This window comes from Pseudomonas sp. H1_F01 (assembly GCF_054681425.1).
Genome location: NZ_CP162823.1, coordinates 2514233 through 2539530 on the forward strand (window position 1 = coordinate 2514233; position 25298 = coordinate 2539530).

Consider the following 25298-nt stretch of genomic DNA (forward strand, 5'->3'; position numbering starts at 1 on the left):
CACTTTCATCCTGCAGGCCGAGTCGACTGTCTTTGCTTTCAACGCACCAGTGCCGAAGGGTTTTCCTGCAGCAGCACCGAGTTGTGCAGGGTAGCAAGCGCTTCCTTCAACATGGATTGTTCCTGCGCATCCTGGGACTTCTTGCTTTGCTTGGCGGCGTATTCCAGCAATACCAAGTGACTGCGGCTGGTTGAAGCTTCCTTCGGCACCACTGTCTCTTCAACCATTTTGCCCAGGACGTACTGCTGTGTCCGTGTGCCCTGGCTGGCGTTTTGCGTGACAGAGGCCCTGGTCAGTCGGCCGTCCTTGTAGGCGAGGCTGGCCGAGCTGCTGGCCTTGTCATTCACTTCTACGTAGAGATAGTTCTGCGAGTCGGTAGTTGTGCCTAGCACGGGGGCTTTCCCGCCCTTCAGGCTCTTGTGGTAACTGGCCGCTAGACTCGATTGCTGGACTTGATCGACGCTGCGATTGCTCATTATGGAACCTGCAACGACAGTTTTTTGCGACAGGGTATAAGCAAAGCTATCGACTTCAGACAGGCGCATCGGGTTGGACGCGTTGTTGGTTTGTTTGATGGACGCCTCGAAGTCTGCGAGCCCAGTCAGCAGGCCTTTGTCCGTCGCGTTACGGGTCAGTGGCTGTGACGGGGTAGCGCCCTGTGGATAGTGGCTGTTCATGGCGCTGAAGGCGTCCTTGAACATCTCCATCAGGGCAGCCTTGGCGTTGCCACGCTCCTGTACTCGCTCAAGCTGGGCGAGGTAGCTGTTCAGGGCGTTGGCCTGTTGCTTGGCATCGCCCAGGATTGCGCTGTTCTTCAGATCCACGCTCAGGTTCAATTCGCCATCCGGACCACTCATTTGCGTGGTGCGGCTCTGGCTGTCGGCGCGGTAGGCAAGGATCAGGTCCTCACCGTCCACGCCCTTGAGCTTGGCGTTCAGATCAATGGATGCCAATACGCTGGAGTCGAACTGCGTCAGCTTGCCCAGGTCGAGCTTGGGAGGCACGGCGGTCAACCCGTCGACAGCGGCCTGGAAGGCACTGCCCAGAACGCCAATCGCCTTGAGTTCGTCCTCGCTCAGCGGGCCACCGTCTACCGTGGCTTGAACGCCAAGTCCATCGTCCTGGCTGGTCAGGCTGAAGGTGACCGTCTTGCCGCTGGCGGTCTTGATGCTGAGGCTGATCAGGTTATCGGCTTTATTGTGCAGCAGCGTCTGTTCGGATTTTATCTCGGCGGCGTTGTGAGCCTTGTCCGCGGTGGTATGGAGCACTGACTGGGAAATGCTCGAACCGCTCTTGGCGAACTGCTCTACCAAGGCTGCACCCAGGCCGTGGAAGCGGTTGGCGATCGACAGCGATTTGGGGTTGATTCCCATGACGTTAGTGACAGCGTCCTGACCTGCCTTTTCCCAAACACGAACAGTCTCCTGGCCGGGCAGTTGCCCGAGTCGGGAATAGGTCTGTGATTCGATATCGGCCACGGGGTTGCCCAGGCTGACGATTGCCGCTGGTCGAGCCGGCAAGACATCAGCGCTCTCTATCACTGTTGCAGGCGATGCCGCGACGGCAGAGCGAGTCGGGATCTGGATGGGAATGGCAGGGCTGATCGGGGATAGGGTAGTCATGACAGTCCGTGTCGAAGGAGCAAAGTTACGTTCAATGTAGTGAATACACCGTCCGATTGAAAGCGTGGACGCTGAGATAAGTGGCAGAAAGCCATCCGGCGTGGTTGTTCAGGTCCTTGGCATGGGCGCATGCCGAAGCGACTGGCATGGCTGGAAAGGTCATGATCCTGACATTCAGTTGCCCCATGTGCCCGGTCACGAATTGGCAAGGATAGTGGCGGAGGTGGGGAGGGATGTCACTCGGTGGAAGCTTGGACGTCGACGGCTGACCTCAAAGGATCCTTCTTTGCGCTGGGTTTAAGGCCATCTTGATATGAAGGGTGACTCGCTTTTAGCGAAAGCGTCTATCCAGCTCTTCGCAAAGAAGTAATAAGGACATTACGTGCTACAAAAAGTGATTCTGCTGATTCTGATCGCCAGCTTGAGCGGCTGCATGGCCACCGCGATGCGGATGGATTACGACAAACACCGATGCCCCTATATCGGCCTGCGGTTTGACTGGTGGCTGGTGGGCACGTCCAAGGGGAAGCTGATCCCATTCTTGCTTATCGACGCGCCGTTTTCATTGGTGGTCGATACCGTATTCTTCCCCTTCGAATACCAGTACAGCTGCAACCTCTAAGAGACAGGGATTTTTACGCGTCGGGGATTTGTGGTTACTGTTGGCGTTGGTTCGCGGCCAGGCCCGTCCGCGAACCCGGATTCAGGCATAGCGCTTTTCTAAAGTAGAGGGATCCTCATGAAAGCCGTAGTTTACGAAGCCTTTTCCCAACCCCCGCGTTTGATGACTGTCGAAGACCCGACCGCCGAGCGTCACGGTGTGGTGGTTCAGGTCCTTGGCACGGGCGTCTGTCGAAGCGACTGGCATGGCTGGAAAGGTCATGATCCTGACATCCGGCTGCCCCACGTGCCCGGTCACGAATTGGCAGGGATCGTGGCGGAGGTGGGTCGGGATGTCACTCGGTGGAAGGTGGGCGATCGCGTCACCGTGCCTTTTGTCGGTGGCTGTGGGGCGTGCCCGGAATGCAATAGCGGCAACCAGCAGGTGTGCCACAGCCAGTTTCAGCCGGGCTTCACCCATTGGGGTTCTTTCGCCGAGTACGTGGGGATTCACAAGGCGGATTTGAATCTGGTCGCGCTGCCTGAAAACATGGATTTCGCCACGGCGGCGAGCCTGGGCTGTCGGTTCGTCACCTCGTTCCGCGCGGTTGTCGATCAAGGCAAGGTCTCGGCGGGCCAATGGGTGGCGGTTCATGGCTGTGGCGGTGTGGGGTTGTCCGCGGTAATGATCGCCAACGCTATCGGGGCGAACGTCATCGCCATCGATATCTGCGACGACAAGCTCAAGCTTGCCCAGTCGCTTGGTGCCGTTGCGACGGTCAACGCAAGCCGCGTGGCGGATGTGACCGAGGCGGTACTCGAGATTACGAAGGGCGGCGCTCATGTTTCGCTGGATGCCCTGGGCCATCCAACGACCTGCTTCAACTCCATCAATAATCTGAGACGGCGCGGCAGGCACGTCCAGGTCGGTTTGATGCTGGCGGACCAGAGCACGCCGGCAATCCCCATGAGCAAGGTCATTGCCTACGAGCTGGAGATCTGTGGCAGCCATGGCATGCAGGCTCACCGTTACGGCGCGATGATGGAGATGATCACGTCTGGCAAGCTGGCGCCTGAAAAACTGGTGGGCAAGACCATCAGCCTCGAACAATCAATTGATGCGCTCATGAACATGGATCGGTTTGACACGGCAGGGGTGACGGTCGTGACGGAGTTCTAGGCGTTCGCCGCCGGCTGGCCGAGCGATTCCCGATAATGCGCTTCGTCGACTTCGGTCAGGGTTGCATAACCGTCGTAGTGATAGATTCGATGTTGGTCACGGGCGTAGCGGTCATTCAGGAATTGGAGGGTCGTCAGGTCGATCCGCTTGGCGCTCAGCGGGCGTCGGTGGCAGAACAACTTGCGCGTGCCCAGTTGCAGGAAGTCGGGATGGGGCACGCGGACTTCATCAGGGTCGAATGCCACATCCAGCGGCTTGCCCTCCGAGAGAATCAGGCTAGGGCTGATGGCATAGGTGCCGAGAATGCGGGTGTCCGAGGGATGTAGCCGCTTTTTCGCCTCGCCGTAGTAATACACCGCATCCCGATCCTTGGCCCAACCATGACCGCAGGATTCGAACGTGACCGCTTGCGCCTTACGAATCGGTTCCGGGACGTGGTAAAAAATCCGGTGACAGAACACGGTCTTACCGTCAGTCAGGTAGGGCGCACCCAGTGAGCGGAAATGCTCCGCGGGCTCCTGGGAAAATCGTTCAGGTACCTCGGATTCGGCGTTATGAAACGGGATCAGATACAAACCCTGGGCATCGCCGCACAGGTGCGTGTCCAGCAGTTTGAAACTTGCCGCGTCCAGCCCGTTGATCACGCGTCCACGGAAATACACCTGGCGGCCCAGCTCGAAACCCTGGCCGATGGCACGCAAGGGCAGGGTTTCTGCAGGTGTTTGCGATTCTTCAGGCAGGGCCTGTAGGCGGTGCCACCAATAGTCCTTCAACTGCGGATGGGCTTCGAAGTAAGGAGCCCATGCCTCTTGCATGGCCGCATCGATGATGCCGCCAGAACCCAGCGGGCCGTGCTTGTCACCGACCAGCACGGGCGCGTAATCCTGGTCATTACGATAGAGCTGGGTCACTACGAAGCTTTCCACGTCGACATCAAGGCGTTTCTGGCGTCTGTAGACGTGCTGATGATCACGGTAATAGTCGAACCCCAAGTGGCGAAAACTCGGACCATGGGCATCACGCAAGCGGGTTCCGGCGGCGTAGACGAATGTGTCGTCCACGGCAAAATAATCATGCTCGCGTTCGCTGGCGCTGACCACGCTGCCGCACTCATCAAACACTGGCTGCCAGCATTTGAGCAGGTGGAAATCGCCAACGTAGCGAATGCTCTTGCCGGTCAGGTAATAGGCGCGGTGTCGGTCTTTGGCGCAGCGTTCGTTAAGCACGGTGAAGGTCGCCAGGTCGGCATTGTCGATGCGGTAGAAGTATTCATATGAAATGCTCGACCCTTGCTGCGCTTGCACGATGATCGATTGCCCATCGGTGCCCCAGCGATGGGCGAGCATCTGGAAGTCGTCGGGGTTTGCGATCGGCAGCGGCGTGCCGTCCTTCTGATGCAGGGGCTTGAAGCCCTTGTAGACCTGATCGTCGATCACTCGATAGGAAGGGTGGTTGCAATAGCGCACCCGCGCCGTGGCGCTGGCGATAAATAGCCCTTGCAGAAAGATATTCACTCCGTCGCTGAACAGGGCAGAGGCTGACGTCACCGAGGCTGGCGACGCTGGCAACAGGGCCAGGCTGTCGGGTCGTGCCTCGGGGATTCGGCTGATCGCGTAGTCGCCAAACCAATAGGCGCCGGTTGCGTCGCGCCAGTACTGGTGGCCGAGGCTTTCCAGGCCGTTGTCGAAGCGAAACGGCAGGGCCTGCAGCGCGTGGTAGCCGTGGCGCTCCCGGTAGGCTGGAAGCAGGTAGTAATCACGCAGGGCGTCGCGCAAGACCCAATGGTTGCGTCGATGTCGCCAAACCGGCTGATCGGCCAGCAAGGGCGAGGGCGGATAACGCCCAGCACTGGCAGATTGTGCTATCGCGCTGGGGTATGCACCTTCGGGGTTGAGCATGATGTACACATCAGGCACTTGCCCGTCGCCCAGCAGCACACCGTCGACGAAGGCGAAACCTTGATGCCATTCAAGTTGCAGCGGCTCCCAGTCAGCCTTATCCGTCCCTGTGATTGTCATGTTATTGCGAACTGCTCTCCAGGGAGGTGGAACGCCAAGGCAATGATCGCCGCTGCCACACTCAGAAAATGAACTTGAACAGCGCAATCACCACGATCAGGCCAATCAGGAAAATGATGCCTACGGTACCGCCAAGGAATTTCAACATAAAAACGCTCTCATCGGATGGGCTTAATCGTCTAGACCGCTACCGATATCGCTCGTTTCGTTGAATATTCATGCGTGGTGATCAATGAACCGCAAAGGATCTGGGCACTGGCACATGCTCGAATTTGGAAATGGTCTTGATCCAGTAGCGGCGATAGTCCGTCTGGTCCGGCGCCAGCGGTTTGTGGCTGGACCAAGGATGTTTCTCCTTCAGGCTGGCGCGGTACGCTTCCCATTCTTTCTGCTCGGCCACTTCCCGGGCTTTGCTCCGGTCGTCGAACCAGCCCAGAACGTAAGCTTCGCCCTGGTCCGTGCCGTGCGCTATCAGCAAATAAATCTCTGTCATGACTGACCTACCGTTCTGTCCTGCGCCCCAGTCGCGGGGTCTTATCCTGGGTATCGGCCGTTATTTGCCGTTTTTGAGATTGATCGCAGAAAAACGCTGAGCCCAAAGGTGCGCCTGACGAAATTGTTGAACAGTCGAGCGGTCGCTTTGGCTGGCGAGTGCTTCCATGGCGGTTTTACCCAGATCGGTGCCTTGATCCACGATCCAGACGCCCGGTTCCCGGTCGCGCAGGGCCATTTCACCGAAGCGAGTGGAGATGACGGGCAGGCCGAGGGCGCGGTATTCGTAGTATTTGATCGGGTCGACCGAGGCGGTCAGGCGGTTGAGCTTGAACGGGATCAAGCCCACCGAAAACGTTGCCATGGCGGCGATTGCACTGGCGTGGGAGCATTCGGCGAGCAGCTCGATGTTGGCGGGCAATACGCAAGGCGGCGGTGTGAAGAGGGGGCCGATCAGCCGTATGCGGTTTCCAGGATTGGCCTGCGCCAGCGCGATGACCAGCTCCCAATCGAACCAACGCCCCAGCGTGCCAACGTAGCCGAGTACCTGTTGCTTGGCACCGAAGTCCAGGCTTTCGACCGGCGCCAGTGCGTGCATGTCACAGGCATTGAGGGCCAGTTCCACCTGGTCGGTTGTGCCCAGGAGTTTGTCGCGAAGGGGGTTGGAGGACGCCAGTACTTTGGATACCCGTCGAATGAGCTGTGCCTGGCGACGTTCCATGGACCTGCGTGACAGGCCCTGATAAAAGGCCGGGAAATCATCCATGGCATCGTAGACGGCATGGCTTGCAGGGATGAGGGCGAGCAGTTGCAGGGCCAATTCGGAAGGTTTTCCGACACAGATCAGGGGCGGCCCTTCTGCGGAAAATGCCGCGGCCTCTTTGAACAGGTTGCACCACAGTCGCTTGAGGAGCATGGCCGAGCCCGGAATAGGCTCGATGGGTAAGCTCCGGGGTTTGCAGACCTGCAACCAGGGCGGAACGGTGACGCTTTGCTGGTCGGCAACAGGCGGCTTGCGCTTGAAATCGTTCAGCGTGGGTAAACGCGTCGGGTACGGATCGATCCAGAGTACTGGCGCGCCGGTCTGGTTGTGATACCAGTTGACGAAGTGATGGGGGCGCTGGCTGAAGCTGGCCCATGGCAACGGGGACAGGTAGATCATGCGCATGGCTGCAAGTGCTGCCTTAAAACGTCGACGATGCGCGCGGCGGCCTTGCCATCGCCATAGGGGGACACCCCGCGTGCCATGGCCTGATAAGCCTGCGGATCATCGAGCAGCCGCTGTGCTGCTTCGACGATGGTGTCCCGGTTGGTGCCGACCAGCTTGACCACGCCGAGGTCGACCGCCTCCGGGCGTTCGGTTTCCTCTCGAAGGACCAGCACCGGTTTGCCCAGGGCCGGGGCCTCTTCCTGCACGCCCCCGGAGTCACTGATGATCAGGTACGAGCGCTTCATTGCCGCGATAAACGGCGCGTAATCCAGCGGTGCGCAGAGGATGATGTTCGGGGTCCGCCCGAGCAGTTGGTGCGCGACATCCTTGACGTTCGGGTTGGGATGGACGGGATAGAGGATCTGGATGTCCGGATTCCGTTCGGCCAGGTGCTTGAGTGCCTGGCAGATATTCTGGAACGGTTCGCCGAAGTTTTCCCGGCGATGGGCGCTCACCAGCACCAGGCGTTTGCTGGCATCCAGTGGGATAGCCAAAGTGGAGTCTTGTGCGGCCGTCATCAGCAAGGCATCGATTACGGTATTGCCGGTCAGGGTGATATTGCTGGTGGCGACACCCTCACGCAGCAAGTTGTCCACGGCCTGCTGGGTGGGCGCGAAATGCCAGCGGGTCAGCTTGCCGGCGATCACCCGGTTGGCTTCTTCGGGGAACGGATTGCCGAGGTCCCCGGTACGCAGGCCCGCTTCGACATGGCCAAAGGGAATCCGCAGGTAGAAACACGCCAGTGCAGCACTCATGACCGTGGTCGTGTCGCCTTGAGCCAGCACGACATCCGGTTTCTCGGCTTGCAGTACGCCGTCGAGTCCAAGCAGCAAGCGTGAGGTCAGCGCCGCCAATGACTGGTTGGGGCGCATGATGTCCAGGTCCAGGTCGGCGGTGATTGCGAAGCCCTCAAGCACCTGATCCAGCAGGTCTCGGTGCTGGGCGGTGGCGAGCACCCGACAAACGATATTGTCTTGGGCCTGGAGCGCCTTGATCACGGGGGCCATTTTGATGGCCTCCGGACGCGTACCGACGATGCAGAGTACCTTGCGGGTCATGCCTTTTGATTTCCTATCGTTGTTACGAGTGAGCGTGCTATCCGGTCCGCGTTGGCCATGAGGGTCAGCGTGTGGGATTTCTCGGTAAGGCTGGGCAGGCAGGCGCCGTCGACAATATGCACGCCGCCAAGGCCCGCGACTTCGCCAATGCAATCGGTCTGCCCGATCCTGGGCGTCGAGTGCATGGGCAGGGTTCCCGCATAATGGATATCCGCCCCCGGCTTGCCGACGGTGAAGCTCATGGGCATCAACAGTGCGCCCATTTTCCAATAGATCCGGCGCAGCGTTGCCTCGGCAGTTTTCATGAGCCCGGGGAGCTCGGGATGTGCTTGGCCGTTGATGCGCAACGAGCCGTCGGGGCGCAGGACCGCGGTGTTATTGGACAGGTGCCCGGGAAGGAAGATGTTCCCGACGAGGCAAGCGCTTAGCAGGTTTTTCAGCAGTTCGATGCTGTAGCGTTTGCTCATGGGGATCCGGCTGACAAACTCGGTCATCGGCAAGCCTGTGGTACTGAACGTCGAACCGAAAGCCGTGGTACTGGCCGTCAGCGTCAAGGCGAACGATAGCTGGCCCAGGCCAAATGTCGACACCCTTGGGGTTCCGAGCATTTTTGGCAGCCACAGCAGGAAGGCGGCCGTCGGTGATGACAGCAGCGGTATCGGGGCCGAATGGTTCAAGCTCTTGAGGGCGAGCCGGGTCGTGGCCAGGGTGCCCGCCGCCAGCAGCAGGCGCGTACCGCAGAAGCGCCGGGCGGAGCGATGGTCGGTGATCGCCCATGCACCGTCCAGTTTCTGCAGATCCTCCACGAGGAAGTCCTGGACGTGCTGGAACCCAGGGTATTGCTTGAGTTTTTGCAGCTCTTGCGAGGCGCTGTACAAGGCCTGGTTCTGACAGCCCCACAAGCAGTTTCCAGACAGGTCGCAAGCCTTGCGCTCGTCCAGCGGCTGGCTCAATACGGCGACCCTGGAGCGGCCAAGGCGAAACCCCAGTTCGGGAAACGCCGAGCGGCGCCGGGTGTACTGATCGAGCAGACGCTGGTGCAGTGTGTCCAACGGCAGGGGCGGTTGCGACCACTCATCGAGGCCGAAGTAGCTTGAGAGGTCGTCGTCGATCCGGCCACTGATACCGATCCGGCGAGATACCGTTTCATAGGATGCCTGCATCTCGGAACAATCGATGGGCAGCCCGGCAAAGTCGCTGGCCCCGAGCGTTGCCACGCCGCAACCCCAGGCATTGGACAGGCCTCCGGTGGCCAGTGAACCGATGCCGATAAAGTTGTCGGTCTCGATGCGATTGCGGGCGCTGAACCCTTCGAAGACATGGGCGTGGGTCGGCGTCTTCAGCTTGGGCGATACCGCGTCCAGTTGGTTCAAGGCGTGGAAGTGTTCGCCGATCATCCATTTCCACTGATGCTCATCGTTTGCCCTGGCGCTGAGAAATGGACGCGTCGGCGGCGGCGCTGAGCCTGTATTGGCCTGGGCGTCGACCATCAGGACGTTCAGGCCCGCCTTGACCAGCGGATAGGCCGCCGAAGTCCCGGCCGGGCCGCTGCCGACAATGATCACATCAAATTCAGGCTTCACGGTGGGCTTCACTTCCAAGCAACAACTGGCGGGCAAAGGGGCGGCCCAACAGCGCCGCTATCTTCCACGCCAGCGCTTTGACCGAGGTGAGTCCCAGCGCAACCAGCGTGGCGATCAGGCTGCGCGGCTGTTGGGTGCCGAGAAACACCTGCGCCCCCTGAGGGCTGGCTTCGGCAATACCGAGTGCAATCTGCAGGCGCCAGGCCAGTTCCTGGCCGTCGGGCTTGTGCAGGACACCGGGATTGTCCAGGAGCGCCAGGAATATCGGCCAGCGCATCAGCAAGCGTGAATGAATGATGGATCGGGTTTTGCCCGCACGTTCCAACGCCCTGGCGTAGCGACTGACCAGGCTTTTTTGCGGCGGGCGTTTGAGCAGGTAGTGCAAGAGCACCGTGGCTTCTTGCAGAAGCCCACGACGTTGCCCATGGCCGGAGCGATGCATGCCGTGGGCAAGGGGGCGCAACCGGATGCCGAGTTTCTGCAAGGAACGTTCGCTGTCCATGGGCGGCAGGTGGATGAGGGAAAAAATCCGTTCAAGGCCCAGTTTGGCGCTCAAGGATTGTCCGAGTGACAGGCGCAATAGCCTGAGCAATGCCACCGGCAGAGGGACAGGCAGGCGAGCGGCACGCACCCGGTGCGCGGCAATCGACATCAGGAAGCGGCCAAAGGCAATCGGCTGTACGGCGCCCAGATTGAGGATTTCGGCGTGAAGGTCATCCCGCTCGACGACCGCCAGTATCGAGGCTGCCAGGTCGTCGACATGAATAGGTTGTACGCCAGGCGCCGGCATCAGGATCGGAATAAACGGGCTTCGGCGCACCAGCCCTGACAACAGGCCAAAGAGCCCGCGTTCGGGGCCACCATACACTTGGCCGGGACGGATCACGCTGCCCCCGGCGGCCAGCACGTGCTGTTCGATACGCCATTTTGTCCGGCCATAAACGCCAGGGGCCGTGGCCTCGGCGGTTTGACTGGAGATGAAGATGAACCTGGCCGAGCCTTGTTGGGCGCAACGGATCAGTGCATGGGCCGCCTTTATTTCGTCGTCCGCGTCGGCGTCAGCGCTTGTCGATGTGTCGGCCGCCAAATGGATCAACACCTGGGTGCCCGCCGGGAACTCGGGCGCCGGGCCCCGCAGGTCATAAGGGAGCCAAGTATAGGTGGCGGGACACGGCTGGCGCGTGGCGCACACGACCTCGTGTCCGCTTGCCGCCGCGAGGACAGACAAGCGTTGTCCGATGTAGCCTGTCGCGCCGGTAATCAGTAGCTTCATCGTCATGCGCCTTCGCCGCGGTCAGCGGAAACAGGCGGGCGCGCAGCGGAATGGAACACGAACAGTTTGCTGATCCAGTAGGTCAGGGCCACACAGACCACGTCGGAGACGAATTTCACCGGGGCAGGGCTGTTGACGAAATACAGCCCCACGCTGAACAGCGCTGAAGCGAGCGGAATATTGATGGCAAGCAATGAGAAATAGCGCACCGCTTGAACCTTGCTGCTGCCCCCGGTCGACTGGAACGTGAAGTGCCTATGCAAAAAGAACGCGAACACACCGGCGACGCCTTTACCGGCGATGTTGGCCAGGACGGGTTGATCGTTGAACAAGGCCATCAACAGCAAAAAGGTTCCCATGTCCAACGCATAAGCCACGAGTTGGATGGCGCCGTACCGGATAAAGGTCAAGACTTCCTCCGGATGACCACGATGTGGTGCAGCGCCAATACCCGTCTCAACGGATACAGCAGTTTTTCAACGACCTTGAGCACAGGGATCAGCGCGTCGGGCAGCAACTGGCGAAAGTTCAAGCCACCGGAAATCAGGTAGCGCAGATAATTGCCGCAGATTTCCTGGTGGACGATTTCCAGGCCCGGGTGCTTGCGCTCGAACGCCTGCCTGTCGCGAACGAAGACGATGTAGCTGAGGGCCTGGTTGGCGCCGTTCATGGGCCCGGTCGACGGGGTTTCCCAAGACGGGAAGTGCATATCGAAGCCTTCGGACTTGAACAGGCGCTTATAGAGAAAAGCGGCAAAGGGGCCGTGGAAGGGTTCGATCAATATGGCGCCGCCGCCGACCTTGAGGGTTCTTTCCAGCTCCGTGAAGAAACGATCGGGATGAGGGAAGTGGTGAAAACAGTTCTGGCCGTAAAATACTCTGGCTGAATGATCGTCCAGGCTCATTGCCTCGGCATTGAGCGCCATGTCCAGTTGCTCGGTGGCGACAATGTCCGTCGCCAATACTTCAGGGTACGAATTGCGCATGGGCGCGATGCCTGCCCCCAACTCCACCTCAAGACCTTCGACCTTGAAATAGCGGTCTGCCAGGCGATGAAACGCGTGGTGGAACTCCACGAATACTTCCCGAAGCATTCGCTTGCGTTCAAGCACTTTGCCGTGAAGTTCCAGGCGTTCGCTGCCATCGACATCCAATGTCTTGAGCGACGGGTCCGATAAAATCTCTCTCAGCGCTTTAATGAGTTTTCTTCCCGCAATGAGGTGGCTCTACCACGCCTGGATTGCCGTGGCCTGCTGGGTACGGAGGCGATGTCATAACCGAGGAACGCCATGATCAGTTGCAACCCCATGAGCATGGGCAGTGCGCTGAGCATCACGGTTCCGGCTGGCGTCGCGATGCCATTCTGCGCCGATTCATACCAGTGATAACTGCCGAAAAAGATGCCGAACAAGAACATGAGAATCCCGATCGGCAGCTCGATCGAAGCCAGGGACATGTCGCGCAGATAATAGTTGTAGAGCACGCGCTTGGTGAAATTGCGCAGGTGTTTGAACAGGAATTCACCGACGATTTTCGAGATCTTGAGGTGACTGACCTCGTCGCCGTATCGGGCTTCCATCGGAATATCCACCACGACGGCGCGCACGGTGTTCAGGCGGAACAGAATGTCGGTCTCGAAAAAGTAGCGTTGGCTGACCTTGTCCAGGGGTAACAGCCTGGCGACGTCACGGTGAATCGCCGTGTAGCCGTTGGTGGGGTCGAACAGATCCCAGTAACCCGTCGACAGTTTGGCCATCAGCGACAACACGGCGTTGCCGAAAAGGCGAATGCGCGGCATCGATTGGACTTCTTCCAGATCGAAAAACCGATTGCCCTTGGTGTAGTCGGCTTCTCCCGCCAGGATCGGCTCGATGAACAGCGGGATCAGGGTCGGGTCCATCTGACCGTCCCCGTCGACTTTGACGATGATACTCGCGCCGTCGTCGAGGGCGGCTCGATAACCGGTCATGACCGCACCGCCCACGCCTTTGTTGACGTCATGGGGCAGCACCTTGACCCGAGGGTCGTTACAGGAGGCCAGGACATGCCCGCCTGAACCGTCCGGGCAGGCATCGTCGATCACGTAGATGCGCCAGACCTCCGGCCCTATGGCCGCTATGACGGCGCCTATATGAGCGGTGACCCGATAGCTGGGGATGACGACGGCGACGCGTTGCTCGTCCGTGAAAAGCGCTGTTTTTGAGTTCATCGATATCGCCAACTATTGCCTGAATGAAAGTGACTTGAACTCCAGGGGAGTGTCGGTATGCCCGGATGCGTAAATGATCACGGATGTGGCATTGGCAGGGGCTACGACGTTCATCTCATGGGTCTCCCATTGCGTGGTGCAGTCAAACGTCTCGATGCTGGTGGTAATGAAGTCGCCTTGTTCGTCCATCCAATTGGCCTGGATTCTTCCGGCCGTGGCTGTCGTTGCGCAGCGTGCCGACACGCTGTTGATGTACGTCAGCCCCGGCGTCACGTCGACACGCTGGGTTGCCGGTGTCTTGACACTGACGGTCAGGATCTTGCGCGCGGCGTCGTAGGTCGAGGGTGACGTCAGGCTCCAGCCCTCAAGGCTGGACAGCTCTGGGTTGAGCAGGTGCTCGTAGTGCGTGTCATTGAGCTTGCGCAGTTCCATGTCACCCAGTCTGGCATACGACGTGGACACCGTGAGCAGCCGATCGAGTGGTGCCTGGGGAAGGGACTTGAGGTCGATCACCAGCCAGCTCACCTGGCGCCGGCGCAAGCGCTGGGCAAGTTCTGATGGCGAGGCCGCCGCGTCGAACTCGCTTTTCCATTTCAGGTTGTACCACGACGCGTAAAGAGCATCGCCATGCAAACCCGCCATCAAGGGCGACGCAAAGACCGCTACGGGCTGATGCCCGGTATTCAAGGCATTGACGGTGTCGACCATTTTTCGGATGGGCAGGCGTTCCAATAGATAGGCATCCCGACCTGCCGTGCTCAACAGTGCAGAAGGTTTGATTTCGCCATAGTAAGTCGCGGCCTGGATGAAACGGGTATTGGTCAGGATCAACACGGCACCGGCCACGATGGCGAGGCTGCGCGGGAAGATCCTGGCGTCGGAAAAGGGCAGGGCCAGGATCACTGAGAACAGCGCGAAGGAGGGGAACACATAACGCAGGTAGGCTGTTGAGTGGAACGTCATGAACATTGCGCCGGCGCCGACCAGGAGGATGCACAGGGCTTTCTTGTTGCCGCTCAACAGCACGGCGACGGCCGCCGTGGGCAGCAGCAGCCATTGAAAGCCCGCCGCGCCAACCCGCCCCTCGATGAACTGCGGCGACTTGAAGACCATTCGATAGAGGGTGTCCCAGGTTACCCCGGTACCGAAAATGGCCGGTGGTTCGAAGTTGATGTCCGGCCAGAGCGGCGAATGGAAAATGGCATTGAAAAACGGGAACACGGGGTTGCCGGTCAAGTACCCGGCAGAGACGTAAGGGGTAGCACCGGCCAGTATCAGGCCGGCACTGCCCAGCAGGAGTGTCTTGACGATTCCTGGGACAGCCCAGGCCTTGTAGTGCAGCAAGAGGATCACCAGCAGGACCGGCAGGACGCTCAAGGTCACGGCCTTGGTCGCCATGGCGAAGCCCAGCAGGAGGCCCGCCAGGAGCAATTGCGACAGGCGCTCCCTGGGCTCCGGCGTGAAGCTTGAGACCTTCAGGATCGCCAGCGTCCCGGCCATCATGAAGGCGGTCCACGCCGATTCGATATGCAGGCTGCTGCTTTCAGCGAAGGCGAGGGGCGTTGACAGAAAGATCAGGCTGGCCCAGCGGGCGCTTGTGGCAGAGCCACCGGCCCAGAGGGTCATGTTGCGGATCTGCCAGGCCAGCAGCAAGGTGAATGCGCTGTTGCTCAGGCGCGAGGCGGTTTCACCGGCCAGCATATAGACAATGCTGTAGATCCAGTCGGCCAGCATGGGCATGACCGCCCACACATAGGTGTTTGCATCGAACTTCCATTGATGCTGTTGGGCCAGGTGTGACGGGACGAAGAGGTGCATGGCCAACGCGTCATGCCCGACCTCCGGCATGAAGGCGACCAACACGTAGAGGCAGGCGAAGCTGCAGATCAGTACGTCGAACCCCGTCTGGAGGGGTGTTTGCGCTGAGCGGCTGGCCCGGATTTGCCGCAACAGTTCACGGCCTATCGACGTGACGTGCCTGTGACCCAATACAAGCGGCAACAACAGCAGCGCGCCATACAGCCAGGGGTAGTTGATTGGCAAGTAGGCCGCCAGGCCTGTCAGTGTGCCGAACGTACCGGCTCCCACCAGCAGGTGGACGCTCCAGTCGTCCAAGGCGTCCTGCCTGAGCAGCCACCTGCCGAGCACGGTCGAAGACAGTGCGAACACCGCGACGACCATCACCGGCCAAATCTGTGCGCAGACAATGGACAGGCACGCCAGCAGACCCAGGCAAAGAATGATCGGTGGCTTGCGAGTGAAGACGGTGAGGGCGGCCAGGCCTGCCAGTGACAGCAATATCGTTCGGGTGCCGCTGTTCATGGACGCCAGTTCAAGCGTCGAAAAACCGTATACGCCGACCACCGCACTCGCCAGTAAAACCAACAACACCACTGCGTATTTCAGGCTGAATCTGGGCAAAATATCGTCTCGGCTGTTCAGCACCTCGGTGCCATGCAAAAGGGTGCTTATACGTCTCGGTAGGTGTGCGGGACCCAGGATCCCCACTTGCTTTCGTAGATCGCCCGGTTCTTTTCGAAAAGTGCCTGTTTTTTCTTGGCACCCAAGGTGTCGAACGAGGCGGACAGGTGGTGGTGAACGAAGACGTCCTCGGCACAGGCCGCGCGCATGCCACGCCGCTGCACGCGACGGCAGTAATCGTCATCCTCGAAGAACCCCAGGCCATACTCTTCGCACAGGCCACCGATCTGCTCGTAGGTCGAACGCGGGAACATCACGCAGAAAAAGGCCAGGGTGTTGATCTCGAACCACTCACCCATGCGCGCGCGGGTCATTTGCGCGGCTTCGGCGGGCATGTCTTCTAACCGGTCATAGCCGGTGCTGACTTTGGCCTCATTGCCGATGTTGTTGGTGATCGGGCCGATGATGCCGATTTCCTTGTTGTCCTGCAGATGACGGATCAAGCCTTTGATCCAACCGGCGGTGACGACCGTGTCGTTGTTCAGGACCACCAGATAGTCGCCACTGGCTGCCGCTAGGCCCAGGTTGTTACCGGCGGCAAATCCCTTGTTGTCCGGGTTGAGGATGACGATCCGGTCTGGATGCCCCTTGGCCCAGGCGGTGAGGTAGGCCGGGGTCTGGTCGCTGGAGTGGTTATCGACAACGATTATTTCAAGGTTCGGGTATTGGCTCTGAGTCAACAGGCTGTCGAGGCAGGCCTTGGTCAGTTCGAGGTTGTTGTAGGTCAACACCACGACGCTGACTTTGGGCTGGGGCAATGTTGCGATGGCCTTGCGCAAGCTGGCGGCCCGATGCTGCCAGGTCTGGCCCCGGGCGAACGATTGGCGCGCCTTTGGCGTGGCGCTGGCTTCTGGCACTGCGTCCAGCGCATCGCGTATGGCCGAGATGAACTCGGTCGGCTCCTCAACCGCCCAGACCAGCTTGCCGAACTGGCTCAACTCCGGCAGTTTCACCGAGACCACCGGTTTTCCCGCGCTCAGGTATTCATAGACCTTGACCGGATTGGTGGCGAGGGTCAAAGGCATGACCTTGAACGGCAGCAGGCAAACGTCCATGGCATAGAGATAATAAGGCAGGGAGGCGTACGGGACTTCGCCTTCCAGGACCACATTCGGGCAGGCCTTGAAGTATTTTTTCGCCTGGACGGTATCGCTGCCGATCAACAGTATCAGGTGCTTTGGGAATGCCTGGGCGACTTGCTTGATCAGGTCCAGGTCGAACCATTCGGCAATGACGCCGTAGTAGCCAATGATTTTTCTGTTGGCGGGGTCCCGATAGATTTTGTCGGGACGTTGGCTGAAGAAGCTGAACTCGCAGGCGTTGCGGATCACCTCGACGTTGCGGTTTTCCCGCTTGCCGTGTTGTTCGATCCAGTCGGATGTCGCCACCAGCAAATCCGCCCTGCGCATCAGGGCGATTTCAAGGTCGAGCAACTCCTGGGCAACGTTGCCAAAGCCTTCATGGTGATCCATGCAGTCATAGACCAGCGTGGAGTTGGGGACACGCCTTGCCAGCGGGAACCAGTAGGCGTGCTGGACGATGCAATCCACGACATCGACGTTCGCCCATTGCAGGAGCATGGCCAGGCCTTGGCACAACTGGCGGATCGCGGCAGCTGACGGTGGGGCATGATAAATGGCCGGTGCGCCGAGCACCTTGAACCGGATCTGGAACAGCCGGTTGGAGCCCTCCAAGGGTTCCACTTCGAAGCCGGGGGCCTCATCGTCGATAAAATGGTTCGAGATATAAAATGTCGTTTGTCCCGCCCGGGCCAACTCCTTGGCCAGGTTTTGCGGGCGCTGGATGCGGAAGTGCCAGTCAATCACGCCGAACATCAGGATCATGGGTTGCCCGGGGCAAGACGGTACTTCAAGGTTTACGGGCGGTGGCAGGTGTTGCAACGGGGTGAGGCTTGCTGGCGCCGCTGATTCGCCCGGCGTTGCCTTGCGGCGCTTCAACCAGCTTCGAATCCGGTGCGCCAGCTTGCTTTTCTGCTGGGCGGTGAGTGGCAGCCAGGCGTAGACCCGGCGCGATAGCTTGTACAACTGCTTGCGTATCGAATAACGCAGCGGAGCGCGTTCGATGGCGTTGCCCCAGTCCGAAAGCTTGAACAGCTCAGCCTGCTTTGCCGCCAGTTGGGCGCGCAAATCCACCGCCCAATCGGACAGCGCGACAGCTTCGCTTTCTTTTGTCTGGAGTAGTGTCTCGACCTCTTTGAGGCGCTTTTCAGCCGCCCGCAGTTGCTCGCGCAGTCGCCCGGTCTCACCTTCTTGAAGGGACACGCGAGTGCGAAGCGCTTTTGAATCAAGGTTCAGTTGTTTGATAAGCCGATCTCGATTCTCGATTTCCTTGACCAGTTGCAAGGCTTCGATGGATCTGGATTGTGTTGAGCGAGTCAATTTGTCAATGCAATCAACAAGACGGTTGATCTGGTCCATGCGGTTTTCTGGTCCTTTGGTCAATACGGCAACGCAAACTCGGTCTTGCAGGATCGATGTTGGCTTCAATCATCAGACAGGCCCAGGCTCCAGCCGTGCCATGAATCATCATAGCGGTTGCTGGATGGGGCGCCACGCAACCAAGCGTCATATGACGTCGGCAAAGCCTTTGCGTGTCCTCTGGAACCAGGCGAACCCTGCGCAGGCAATCAGCACGGAGATCGCCGAATAAGCGGCCAGGTGCTCCCATTGTGGCGCCTTGCCCCAGAACATGACATCGCGAACCATTTCCACCGGCAGCGTCAGGGGGTTTGCCTGCAGGGCGGCCTGGTAGCTTTGGGGCAGTATCGAAAGTGGATAGAAAATCGGTGAGAGGAACAGCATCGCCGTGATGATAATGCCGATGAACTGGCCTATATCGCGCAGGTAGACGCTTATCGAGGCGAGAAACCAGGAGATCCCCAGCGTCAGCAACACCAATGGGAACAGCACCACCGGTAGCAGAAGAGCGGTTACCGGAGGGGTACCGAACAGGACGATATAGAAGACCAGCCAGGCCAGGACGCTGACACCCATGTGAAACAGCGCTGCGCCGAGGGACACCAGGGGCAGGGTTTCCAGTGGGAACACAATCTTCTTGACGTAGTTGGTATTGGCCAGCACCAGGCCCGGCGCACGGTTCACGCATTCGGAAAACAGGTTGAACACCAGCAGGCCAGCGAACAGCACCAGGGCGAATTCGCTCTTGGATTCTCCGCCGCCAGACCAGCGGGCCTTGAAGACAACGCTGAACACGAACGTGTAGACCACCAGCATGAAAACCGGTGTGAAGAACGACCATAAAATACCGAGCATCGAGCCTTTGTAGCGACCGATGACTTCTCTGCGGATCAACACGTAGATCAATATTCGATTGATCAGGACACTCTTGACCATGGCGGCAGGGGACGTGCTGAACGACTGCATCGGTGCTTGATCCTTAGGACAATAGCGGATGCTTCTTGAGTCGCATCCTCATGGAGGGTAGGCCAAGTGTAGATTCATTCGCAGTTTTTTATCCCATCTGTGCTTAACTCATCCGCAGCATCCAGCGAAGGACTGATTCAGTAACGCCGCAATAATGGCCGTGATTCATGGAAGGGTTTTGCCGATGTCGTTTGAAGTGGCCATCTGCGCCGAAAACCTGAGCAAGTGTTATCAGATCTACGATGCGCCCAAGGACCGTCTGTTGCAGATGCTGGTACGTGGCAGGAAGCGGTTCTATCGCGAGTTCTGGGCCCTGGACGATGTTTCCCTGACTATCGCAAGGGGGGAGACTGTCGGTATCATCGGCCGTAATGGCAGTGGCAAATCCACCCTGTTGCAACTGATCTGCGGAACGTTGATGCCAACCCGGGGCAGTGTCCAGGGGCATGGCCGGATTGCGGCGTTGCTTGAGCTGGGGTCCGGTTTCAATCCGGAGTTCACTGGCCGGGAAAACGTCTATGTGAATGCGGCGGTGCTGGGCTTGAGTCGCTCGGAAATCGACACCCGCTTCGATGACATCCTCGCCTTTGCCAATATCGGCGACTTTATCGACCAGCCCACCAAAATCTATTCCAGCGGGATGCTGGTACGGTTGGCCTTCGCGGTTTCGGTCTGTGTCGAGCCCGAGATCCTGATCGTCGATGAAGCCCTGTCCGTCGGCGATGCCTCGTTTCAATTCAAATGCTTGAATCGGCTGGAAGAACTGGCTGCCAACGGCACGACGCTGCTGTTCGTCTCCCATGACATGAGCATGGTCAAGCGCTTTTGCCACCGGGTCATCTATCTGCGCGCAGGCCGGGTCGTTGCCAGCGGCTCGCCCGATGAAATGGCCGAGCTGCATTTGCTCGACATGCGCGACGAGCAACGCCGCTGGGCCAGTGGCGGGGTCATACCGGTTACGCGCAAGTCATTCATGGGCGGGCAGGAGGGGATGGCCTTTGGGACCGAAGAGGGGCACATCAGCGCTGCCTGCTTCACCAACACCCGGCAGCTCTCCTCCAGTTACCTGTATGGCGACGACATCGAGATCCGCGTCGAGGCGTTGCTCCATGAGTCGATCACGCAACCCAACATCAGCTTCACCATCCAGGAAGCCAGGCTGCTGGTGATCGGCGGGGGCAACTTCGCACTGCAACCAGGCCCGGCCGAGAATGGCTGGCGGCGCACAGCGATCACGGTGCGCTTCCCGGCCAACCTCGCCGAGGGGCGCTATCATGTCACGCTCAAGCTGTTGCATGGCGCGACGGAAGATACCTCGCAACTGATCGAGAAACAGGTGGCGCCCTTGGCGTTCGACATGTTGCCGAACCACAAGAATTTCCTGGGCATGGTTGACCTGGGCTTGCAGAGGATCGACCCTCGACCAGTCGAGGCGCTTGCCAAGGCCTGCGGGGCTCAAGGAGAGAAGGTTTTGACGCAACACCTGGACGAGCGCACGTGGCAGGTCGCTATTTTCGGAACCTTTGATGTAGAAAACTACGGTGACCTGCTGTTTCCGATCATTGCCGAGGCGGAGCTGGCCCGGCGCTTGGGTTCAGTCAACCTGCATCGGTTTTCCTATCACGGGAAAACCCGATCTGAATGGCCCTATGCGGTGACGTCGTTGACGCAGTTGCCTCATGTAGCGGCCAGCCTGGATGGTGTTTTGATCGGCGGTGGCTTCCTGATCCGCTTCGATAAAGTCGTTGCCCACGGCTATGGTCCGACAACCGCCAATATCCATCACCCTACCGGTTATTGGCTGACCCCTGCACTCATCGCGCAGCAGCACGGGGTTCCGGTCATGTGGAATGCCCCCGGGATGCATTGCAACAGTATTCCCGACTGGGCCAGGCCGTTGTTGACGATGGCTCTTGAGCAGAGCCAGTACGTGCGAGTCCGTGATGCGCTGTCGCGCGATGCCCTCGGCGCGCTCACCCAGCAGGCCGAGATCGAAGTGCTGCCCGACACCGCGTTCGGCTTGCCCCGCCTGATCGATGAGCAGCAGCCTGGCGCCGAGTTCGTTCGCCTGCGCGAGCAGGCCGGGCTGACCGGGCCCTACATCGTGATCCACGCCATTCATGTGGTGGAATCTTTTGTAAAACTGTTCGAAGACCACGCCGAGGCGTTCCAGGGCTATCAGTTCCTGGTGGTGCCGATTGGCCCTGTCCTGGGTGACGATCCGTCGGTCATTGCGGCGCGCCTGCCCCAGGCCATCACCTTGTCGTTCTGGCCAGAGCCGTTGCTGATGGCGGAAATTCTCAGCCAGGCCCAAGCGGTGATCGGCCATAGCTATCACCTGGCAATCACCGCTCTGGCGTTTGGCGTCCCGGTGTTCTGCTCGGCGGATCTGACCACGGGCAAGTACACGGCGCTGGCGGAGTTCGATTCACTCCATGCGTTGCCGGACGCGGCGACGGTCGATCCACAATGGTTCCTCGCGCGCGTGGGCAAGACCCGGCCATCGCCTGCGGCGCGTGCGGCGGCGGATCGGTTGGTCGAGCACTGGGACCGGGTCGCGGCGATCATCCGCCAGGGCAAAACCTCGTCCCAGCCGGTGTTGGGCGCTTTTCTACAGCATCTACCCAACCTGCTCGAAGCCGCGGCCGAGGGGCGTGATCCATTGCCGGCTGAATGTCCGGTAAGCCCCGCCGTGCCGGAGCCTGAGGTCATCGAGCCGGCGCCGGAGCCGGCAGTAGAGACGCTTGCCCAGCAGCAACGGATTGCCCAGCTCAGTCAGCAACTGGCCCTCAGTGACGCCAGGATGCTTGAGTTGCAGAATTCCAATTCATTCCGAATGACCGCACCACTGCGTTCCATCGCCCGTGGTATCAGAAACCTGACAGCGAACAAGAACAGACAATGCTAGATCTCTCTCGTCTCACGCCAGCGGCGCTAAAGTCTCACCCGTTCTCATGGGCTGAAATTGACAGTCTGTATTCGGCCGAGGATGCCGCTGCGTTGGCGGCGACCTTCCCTCATGATCACTTCAAGACGGTGAGTGGTTATGGTGGTGAAAAAAACTATGACTATGAGGCCCGCGCCCTGGTAGACATGGGCACCCATACCATCGCTTTCCCCGAAGAACTGAGCGAGGCGTGGTTGAGGCTGGCGCAGGATCTTGGCTCGGCCGGCTATCGAGAGGCCATGTCGGAGCTGGCCGGGATTGATCTGCGCAGCGTGCCGATGGAGGTCAACGTTTTTCATTACGGTCCTGGCGCGAGCCTGGGGGCGCATCCGGACCTGCCCGATAAACTGGTCACCCATATCCTGTATTTCAATGAGTCCTGGGACCGCAACGACGGCGGGTGCCTGAACATCCTGCACCGCAACGATCCCACTGCCGTGGCGGCCGAGATCGAGCCCCTGGTGGGCAATTCGGCGATCCTGGTGCGTTCGGATAACTCCTGGCATGCTGTCACGCCCGTGGTAAGCGGCTGCCATTCCTCCCGCCGCAGCCTGACGGCGACGTTCTACCGACCGGGGTCCCTCAGTTCCATGTGGCCGCCGGGCGACAGCACTCCACTGCATGGATACCCACGTGCTTAAGCTCGACAGCACCTTGATCGACCGCGACGCCGCCTTGGCTCAAAGAGATGCGGCCATCAATGAGCGCGATATTGCCTTGGCAAAAGTCGACTTCCTGCAAAACACCCGTTCGTGGCGTTTCACCCGACCACTGCGCTCGCTTTTCCGGTTGATGCGTTATGGTTTTAGCGCCACGCAGGAATTCCCCGAGACGGCCGCTGCAATCGTCTATCCGGCCGCACCACAGCCGTTGCCGAACCCTGACGTCGCCCCGGATTTCACCACGAAAGGGCGCCTGGATATTCTCTGCTTCGCCAACATTGAGTGGGCTGCACGCTTCCAGCGACCGCAGCAGTTGATGAACCAGTTTGCGAGCAATGGTTACCGGGTGTTTTATATCGTCCCTTCCAGCGTGCCGGAACAGGGACAGCTCTATCGGTTGACCTCAGTGGCGCCCAATATTTTTGAAGTGGCGCTGCAGCGTGATGTGCAAGAGGCGTATTACGAAAAAGTGGTGACGCCTGAGAATCATCAGGCTTTGCTGCTCGCCATGGCCGCACTGGTCGCCGATATGCAGATCAGAACCGCCCTCTCGGTGGTGCATATTGCTTACTGGAGCCCCGTGGCACTCAGCCTGCGAACCATGCATGGCTGGCGCATTCTCTATGACTGCATGGATGACTGGGATGGTTTCCCGAACATCGGCGAACAGCTGTTGAGCGAGGAAAAGACCCTGATTGTCCAGGCCGACCTGGTGACCGTTTCCGCCGCGTTGCTTTACCACAAGTGGTGCGCCCATAACCCACGCTGCGTGCTGGTGCGAAACGCGGTGGATTTCGCTTTTTTTCGGCAGCACTGCTTTACCAATGATGTGCTGAGCGGGCTTGCCGGGCCTGTCATTGGTTACTACGGTGCCCTGGCGCAATGGCTCGATTATCCCTTGCTGGCGGCGTTGGCGGACAGGCGGCCAGAGTGGAACTTCATTCTGGTGGGGGATATTTTTGTCGACGATCTGGCGGGTCTTGAGCACAAGCCCAATGTCCAGTTGTTGGGCAGGAAGCCTTACTCGCAAATGCCGCTTTACCTGGATCATTTCGATGCCTGCCTGATTCCTTTCAGGCTCTACAACGTGACGCACGCGGTCGATCCGGTGAAGTTCTACGAGTACATCAGTGCAGGCAAGCCGGTGATTTCCACGCCTTTGGCGGAGATGAGCATTTACAAAGACCTGTTGTACTTCGCAACCGGAGTCGATGAGTTCATCGAGCAGATCGAGGGTGCCTTGGCCGAGCGCGACCTGGCCCTGTACAAACGACGCGTAGAACTTGCCCGGGCCAATGATTGGAAAGATCGATTCGATAGCATGCAACTGGCTATCGTCGGGCTGTATGAAAAAGTCTCCATCGTGCTCGTGACGTACAACAACCTCAATCTGACGATTCAATGTGTAAACAGCATTCTGCGCAATACCACCTGGCCCAATTACCAGCTCATTGTCGTCGACAACGGCTCGGAGGATGGTACGGGCGATTATCTCGAGCGCCTGCGCCAGGAAGTGCCGACCGCGAAGGTCATCCTCAACCCGGACAACCGAGGCTTCGCTGCGGCCAATAACCAGGGCTTGCGAGAAGCCGACGGTGACATACTGCTGTTGTTCAATAACGACACGGTAGTGCCAGACGGCTGGCTGGATCCGCTGGTCCGGCATTTGAGAGACCCTAGTATCGGCTTGGTCGGACCGGTCACGAATGCGGTAGGAAACGAAGCGAAAATCGAAGTTTCCTACACCGACATTCAACAGATGCAGGATTTTTCAGACTGCTATACCAAAGCCCACAAGGGGCAGTCGTTCGATATCTCGATGCTCGCCATGTTTTGTGTCGCCTTTCGCCGAGGCATTCTCGAAGAGGTGGGGTATCTGGATGAAGCATTCGGTATCGGAATGTTCGAGGACGACGACTACAGCCGTCGCGTGCAGGCGGCTGGCTACCGGACGGTCTGCGCCGAAGACGCGTTTATCCATCATTACGGGCAGGCTTCGTTCAGGAAGCTGATCGCCAGTGGTGAGTACCAGGCCCTCTGGGACAAAAACCAGGCGTACTTCGAAAGCAAATGGGGCGCTTGGCAAGCCCACGTTCATCGCGACGAGCCTGGCGTGGAGACAGGGGACAAGGGCTAGATCGCGACAAGGCCATGACCTTCAACATCCTCGTCGACGGTGACTCCGCCGTCGCGAGCAAGCTTTGCTCCCACAGTTCTGATGGGTGTACGACCGGGAGAGCCAGGTCGGCTACTAGGCCGCCTCGGCGTGGACGTTGATCTCGGGCGCCCCGTTAACCACGCTGGCTGAACGAAGGTATTGCGCAGTGGGCAACCCAGCATGGATGCCGGGTTAGCCGCGCTGGGCCATGGATGGCCCTTCGCGGCGGCCCACGGAGCGATGCCTTCGTTCAGGCATGCCGAGCCTAGGCGAGGCACCGAGTGGTGGGGCAAAGCGTTTTTGGTTACTTTTGGCGCTTTTCCAAAAGTGACCCGCCGTAAGGGCGGAACCCTAAGCCGCCGTTACCGCAGCAACGGATATACACCCCGCCCCAGAGAAGCA

The 25298-nt window shown here is 59.4% G+C and carries 18 protein-coding genes and 3 pseudogenes; 7 read left to right on the forward strand and 14 right to left on the reverse strand.

Going from position 1 to position 25298, the window contains the following annotated elements:
- Positions 1-38: 38 nt before the first annotated feature.
- Positions 39-1478, reverse strand: a complete 1440-nt coding sequence (locus AB4O09_RS11670; RefSeq protein WP_033028203.1) for a hypothetical protein — start codon at positions 1476-1478, stop codon at positions 39-41.
- 241 nt (positions 1479-1719) lie between these two features.
- Here AB4O09_RS11670 and AB4O09_RS11675 point away from each other — a divergent pair.
- The 3 genes and pseudogenes from AB4O09_RS11675 to AB4O09_RS11685 form a co-directional block, all read left to right on the forward strand.
- Positions 1720-1884: pseudogene (locus AB4O09_RS11675) on the forward strand (alcohol dehydrogenase catalytic domain-containing protein); the annotation flags it as partial.
- A 120-nt stretch (positions 1885-2004) separates the two neighbouring features.
- On the forward strand, positions 2005-2244 hold the full coding sequence (locus AB4O09_RS11680; protein ID WP_003203548.1) for a YceK/YidQ family lipoprotein: 240 nt from the start codon (positions 2005-2007) through the stop codon (positions 2242-2244).
- Positions 2245-2361: 117 nt separating this feature from the next.
- The gene (locus AB4O09_RS11685) at positions 2362-3402 is read left to right on the forward strand and encodes a zinc-dependent alcohol dehydrogenase family protein (RefSeq protein WP_003203546.1); all 1041 of its coding nucleotides are present in this window, start codon (positions 2362-2364) and stop codon (positions 3400-3402) included.
- On the opposite strand, the gene AB4O09_RS11690 is transcribed toward AB4O09_RS11685, so the two are convergent.
- From AB4O09_RS11690 to AB4O09_RS11750, 13 genes are all read right to left on the reverse strand, one after another.
- Complete coding sequence (locus tag AB4O09_RS11690; RefSeq protein ID WP_460108243.1) at positions 3399-5420, reverse strand: DKNYY domain-containing protein; 2022 nt, start codon at positions 5418-5420, stop codon at positions 3399-3401. The two genes, AB4O09_RS11685 and AB4O09_RS11690, sit on opposite strands and share 4 nt — an antisense overlap.
- A 61-nt stretch (positions 5421-5481) precedes the next feature.
- Positions 5482-5568, reverse strand: a complete 87-nt coding sequence (locus AB4O09_RS11695; RefSeq protein WP_442087941.1) for a small membrane protein YohP — start codon at positions 5566-5568, stop codon at positions 5482-5484.
- Between the two features lie 81 nt (positions 5569-5649).
- The gene (locus tag AB4O09_RS11700; RefSeq protein WP_003203536.1) at positions 5650-5913 is read right to left on the reverse strand and encodes a hypothetical protein; all 264 of its coding nucleotides are present in this window, start codon (positions 5911-5913) and stop codon (positions 5650-5652) included.
- Between the two features lie 60 nt (positions 5914-5973).
- On the reverse strand, positions 5974-7080 hold the full coding sequence (locus tag AB4O09_RS11705; protein ID WP_013693761.1) for a glycosyltransferase family protein: 1107 nt from the start codon (positions 7078-7080) through the stop codon (positions 5974-5976).
- Positions 7071-8180, reverse strand: a complete 1110-nt coding sequence (gene wecB / locus AB4O09_RS11710; RefSeq protein WP_223528190.1) for a non-hydrolyzing UDP-N-acetylglucosamine 2-epimerase — start codon at positions 8178-8180, stop codon at positions 7071-7073. Before wecB ends, AB4O09_RS11705 begins: the two co-directional genes overlap by 10 nt.
- A complete protein-coding gene (locus AB4O09_RS11715; protein WP_027913022.1) occupies positions 8177-9763 on the reverse strand; it encodes an FAD-dependent oxidoreductase in 1587 nt (528 codons plus the stop codon). The genes wecB and AB4O09_RS11715 overlap by 4 nt, the downstream gene beginning before the upstream one ends.
- Positions 9753-11036, reverse strand: coding sequence for an NAD-dependent epimerase/dehydratase family protein (locus AB4O09_RS11720; RefSeq protein WP_080766480.1), 1284 nt, complete (start codon positions 11034-11036; stop codon positions 9753-9755). Before AB4O09_RS11720 ends, AB4O09_RS11715 begins: the two co-directional genes overlap by 11 nt.
- 2 nt (positions 11037-11038) lie before the next feature.
- Positions 11039-11446, reverse strand: a complete 408-nt coding sequence (locus AB4O09_RS11725; protein ID WP_027913024.1) for a GtrA family protein — start codon at positions 11444-11446, stop codon at positions 11039-11041.
- Positions 11443-12129 (reverse strand): class I SAM-dependent methyltransferase, encoded by a 687-nt coding sequence (locus AB4O09_RS11730; protein ID WP_223523087.1) that lies wholly within the window; start codon positions 12127-12129, stop codon positions 11443-11445. The genes AB4O09_RS11725 and AB4O09_RS11730 overlap by 4 nt, the downstream gene beginning before the upstream one ends.
- A gap of 92 nt (positions 12130-12221) precedes the next feature.
- Positions 12222-13244, reverse strand: coding sequence for a glycosyltransferase family 2 protein (locus tag AB4O09_RS11735; RefSeq protein ID WP_003203521.1), 1023 nt, complete (start codon positions 13242-13244; stop codon positions 12222-12224).
- A 12-nt stretch (positions 13245-13256) separates the two neighbouring features.
- Positions 13257-15665, reverse strand: a complete 2409-nt coding sequence (locus tag AB4O09_RS11740; RefSeq protein ID WP_460108245.1) for a phospholipid carrier-dependent glycosyltransferase — start codon at positions 15663-15665, stop codon at positions 13257-13259.
- Between the two features lie 47 nt (positions 15666-15712).
- Entirely contained in the window at positions 15713-18007 is a 2295-nt protein-coding gene (locus AB4O09_RS11745; RefSeq protein ID WP_223523091.1) for a glycosyltransferase, read from the reverse strand.
- A gap of 303 nt (positions 18008-18310) precedes the next feature.
- Positions 18311-19129, reverse strand: coding sequence for an ABC transporter permease (locus tag AB4O09_RS11750; protein ID WP_003203515.1), 819 nt, complete (start codon positions 19127-19129; stop codon positions 18311-18313).
- A gap of 184 nt (positions 19130-19313) precedes the next feature.
- Here AB4O09_RS11750 and AB4O09_RS11755 point away from each other — a divergent pair.
- The 4 genes and pseudogenes from AB4O09_RS11755 to AB4O09_RS11770 form a co-directional block, all read left to right on the forward strand.
- A pseudogene (locus AB4O09_RS11755) lies at positions 19314-20537 on the forward strand (ABC transporter ATP-binding protein); the annotation flags it as partial.
- A gap of 138 nt (positions 20538-20675) precedes the next feature.
- Positions 20676-22037 (forward strand): annotated as a pseudogene (locus AB4O09_RS11760) (polysaccharide pyruvyl transferase family protein); the annotation flags it as partial.
- The gene (locus AB4O09_RS11765; protein WP_003203512.1) at positions 22031-22717 is read left to right on the forward strand and encodes a 2OG-Fe(II) oxygenase; all 687 of its coding nucleotides are present in this window, start codon (positions 22031-22033) and stop codon (positions 22715-22717) included. The pseudogene AB4O09_RS11760 and the gene AB4O09_RS11765, both read left to right, overlap by 7 nt.
- Positions 22710-24875 carry a glycosyltransferase gene (locus tag AB4O09_RS11770; protein ID WP_460108248.1) on the forward strand — a complete coding sequence of 722 codons (2166 nt, stop codon included), beginning with the start codon at positions 22710-22712 and terminating at the stop codon, positions 24873-24875. Before AB4O09_RS11765 ends, AB4O09_RS11770 begins: the two co-directional genes overlap by 8 nt.
- Positions 24876-25298: the final 423 nt, after the last annotated feature.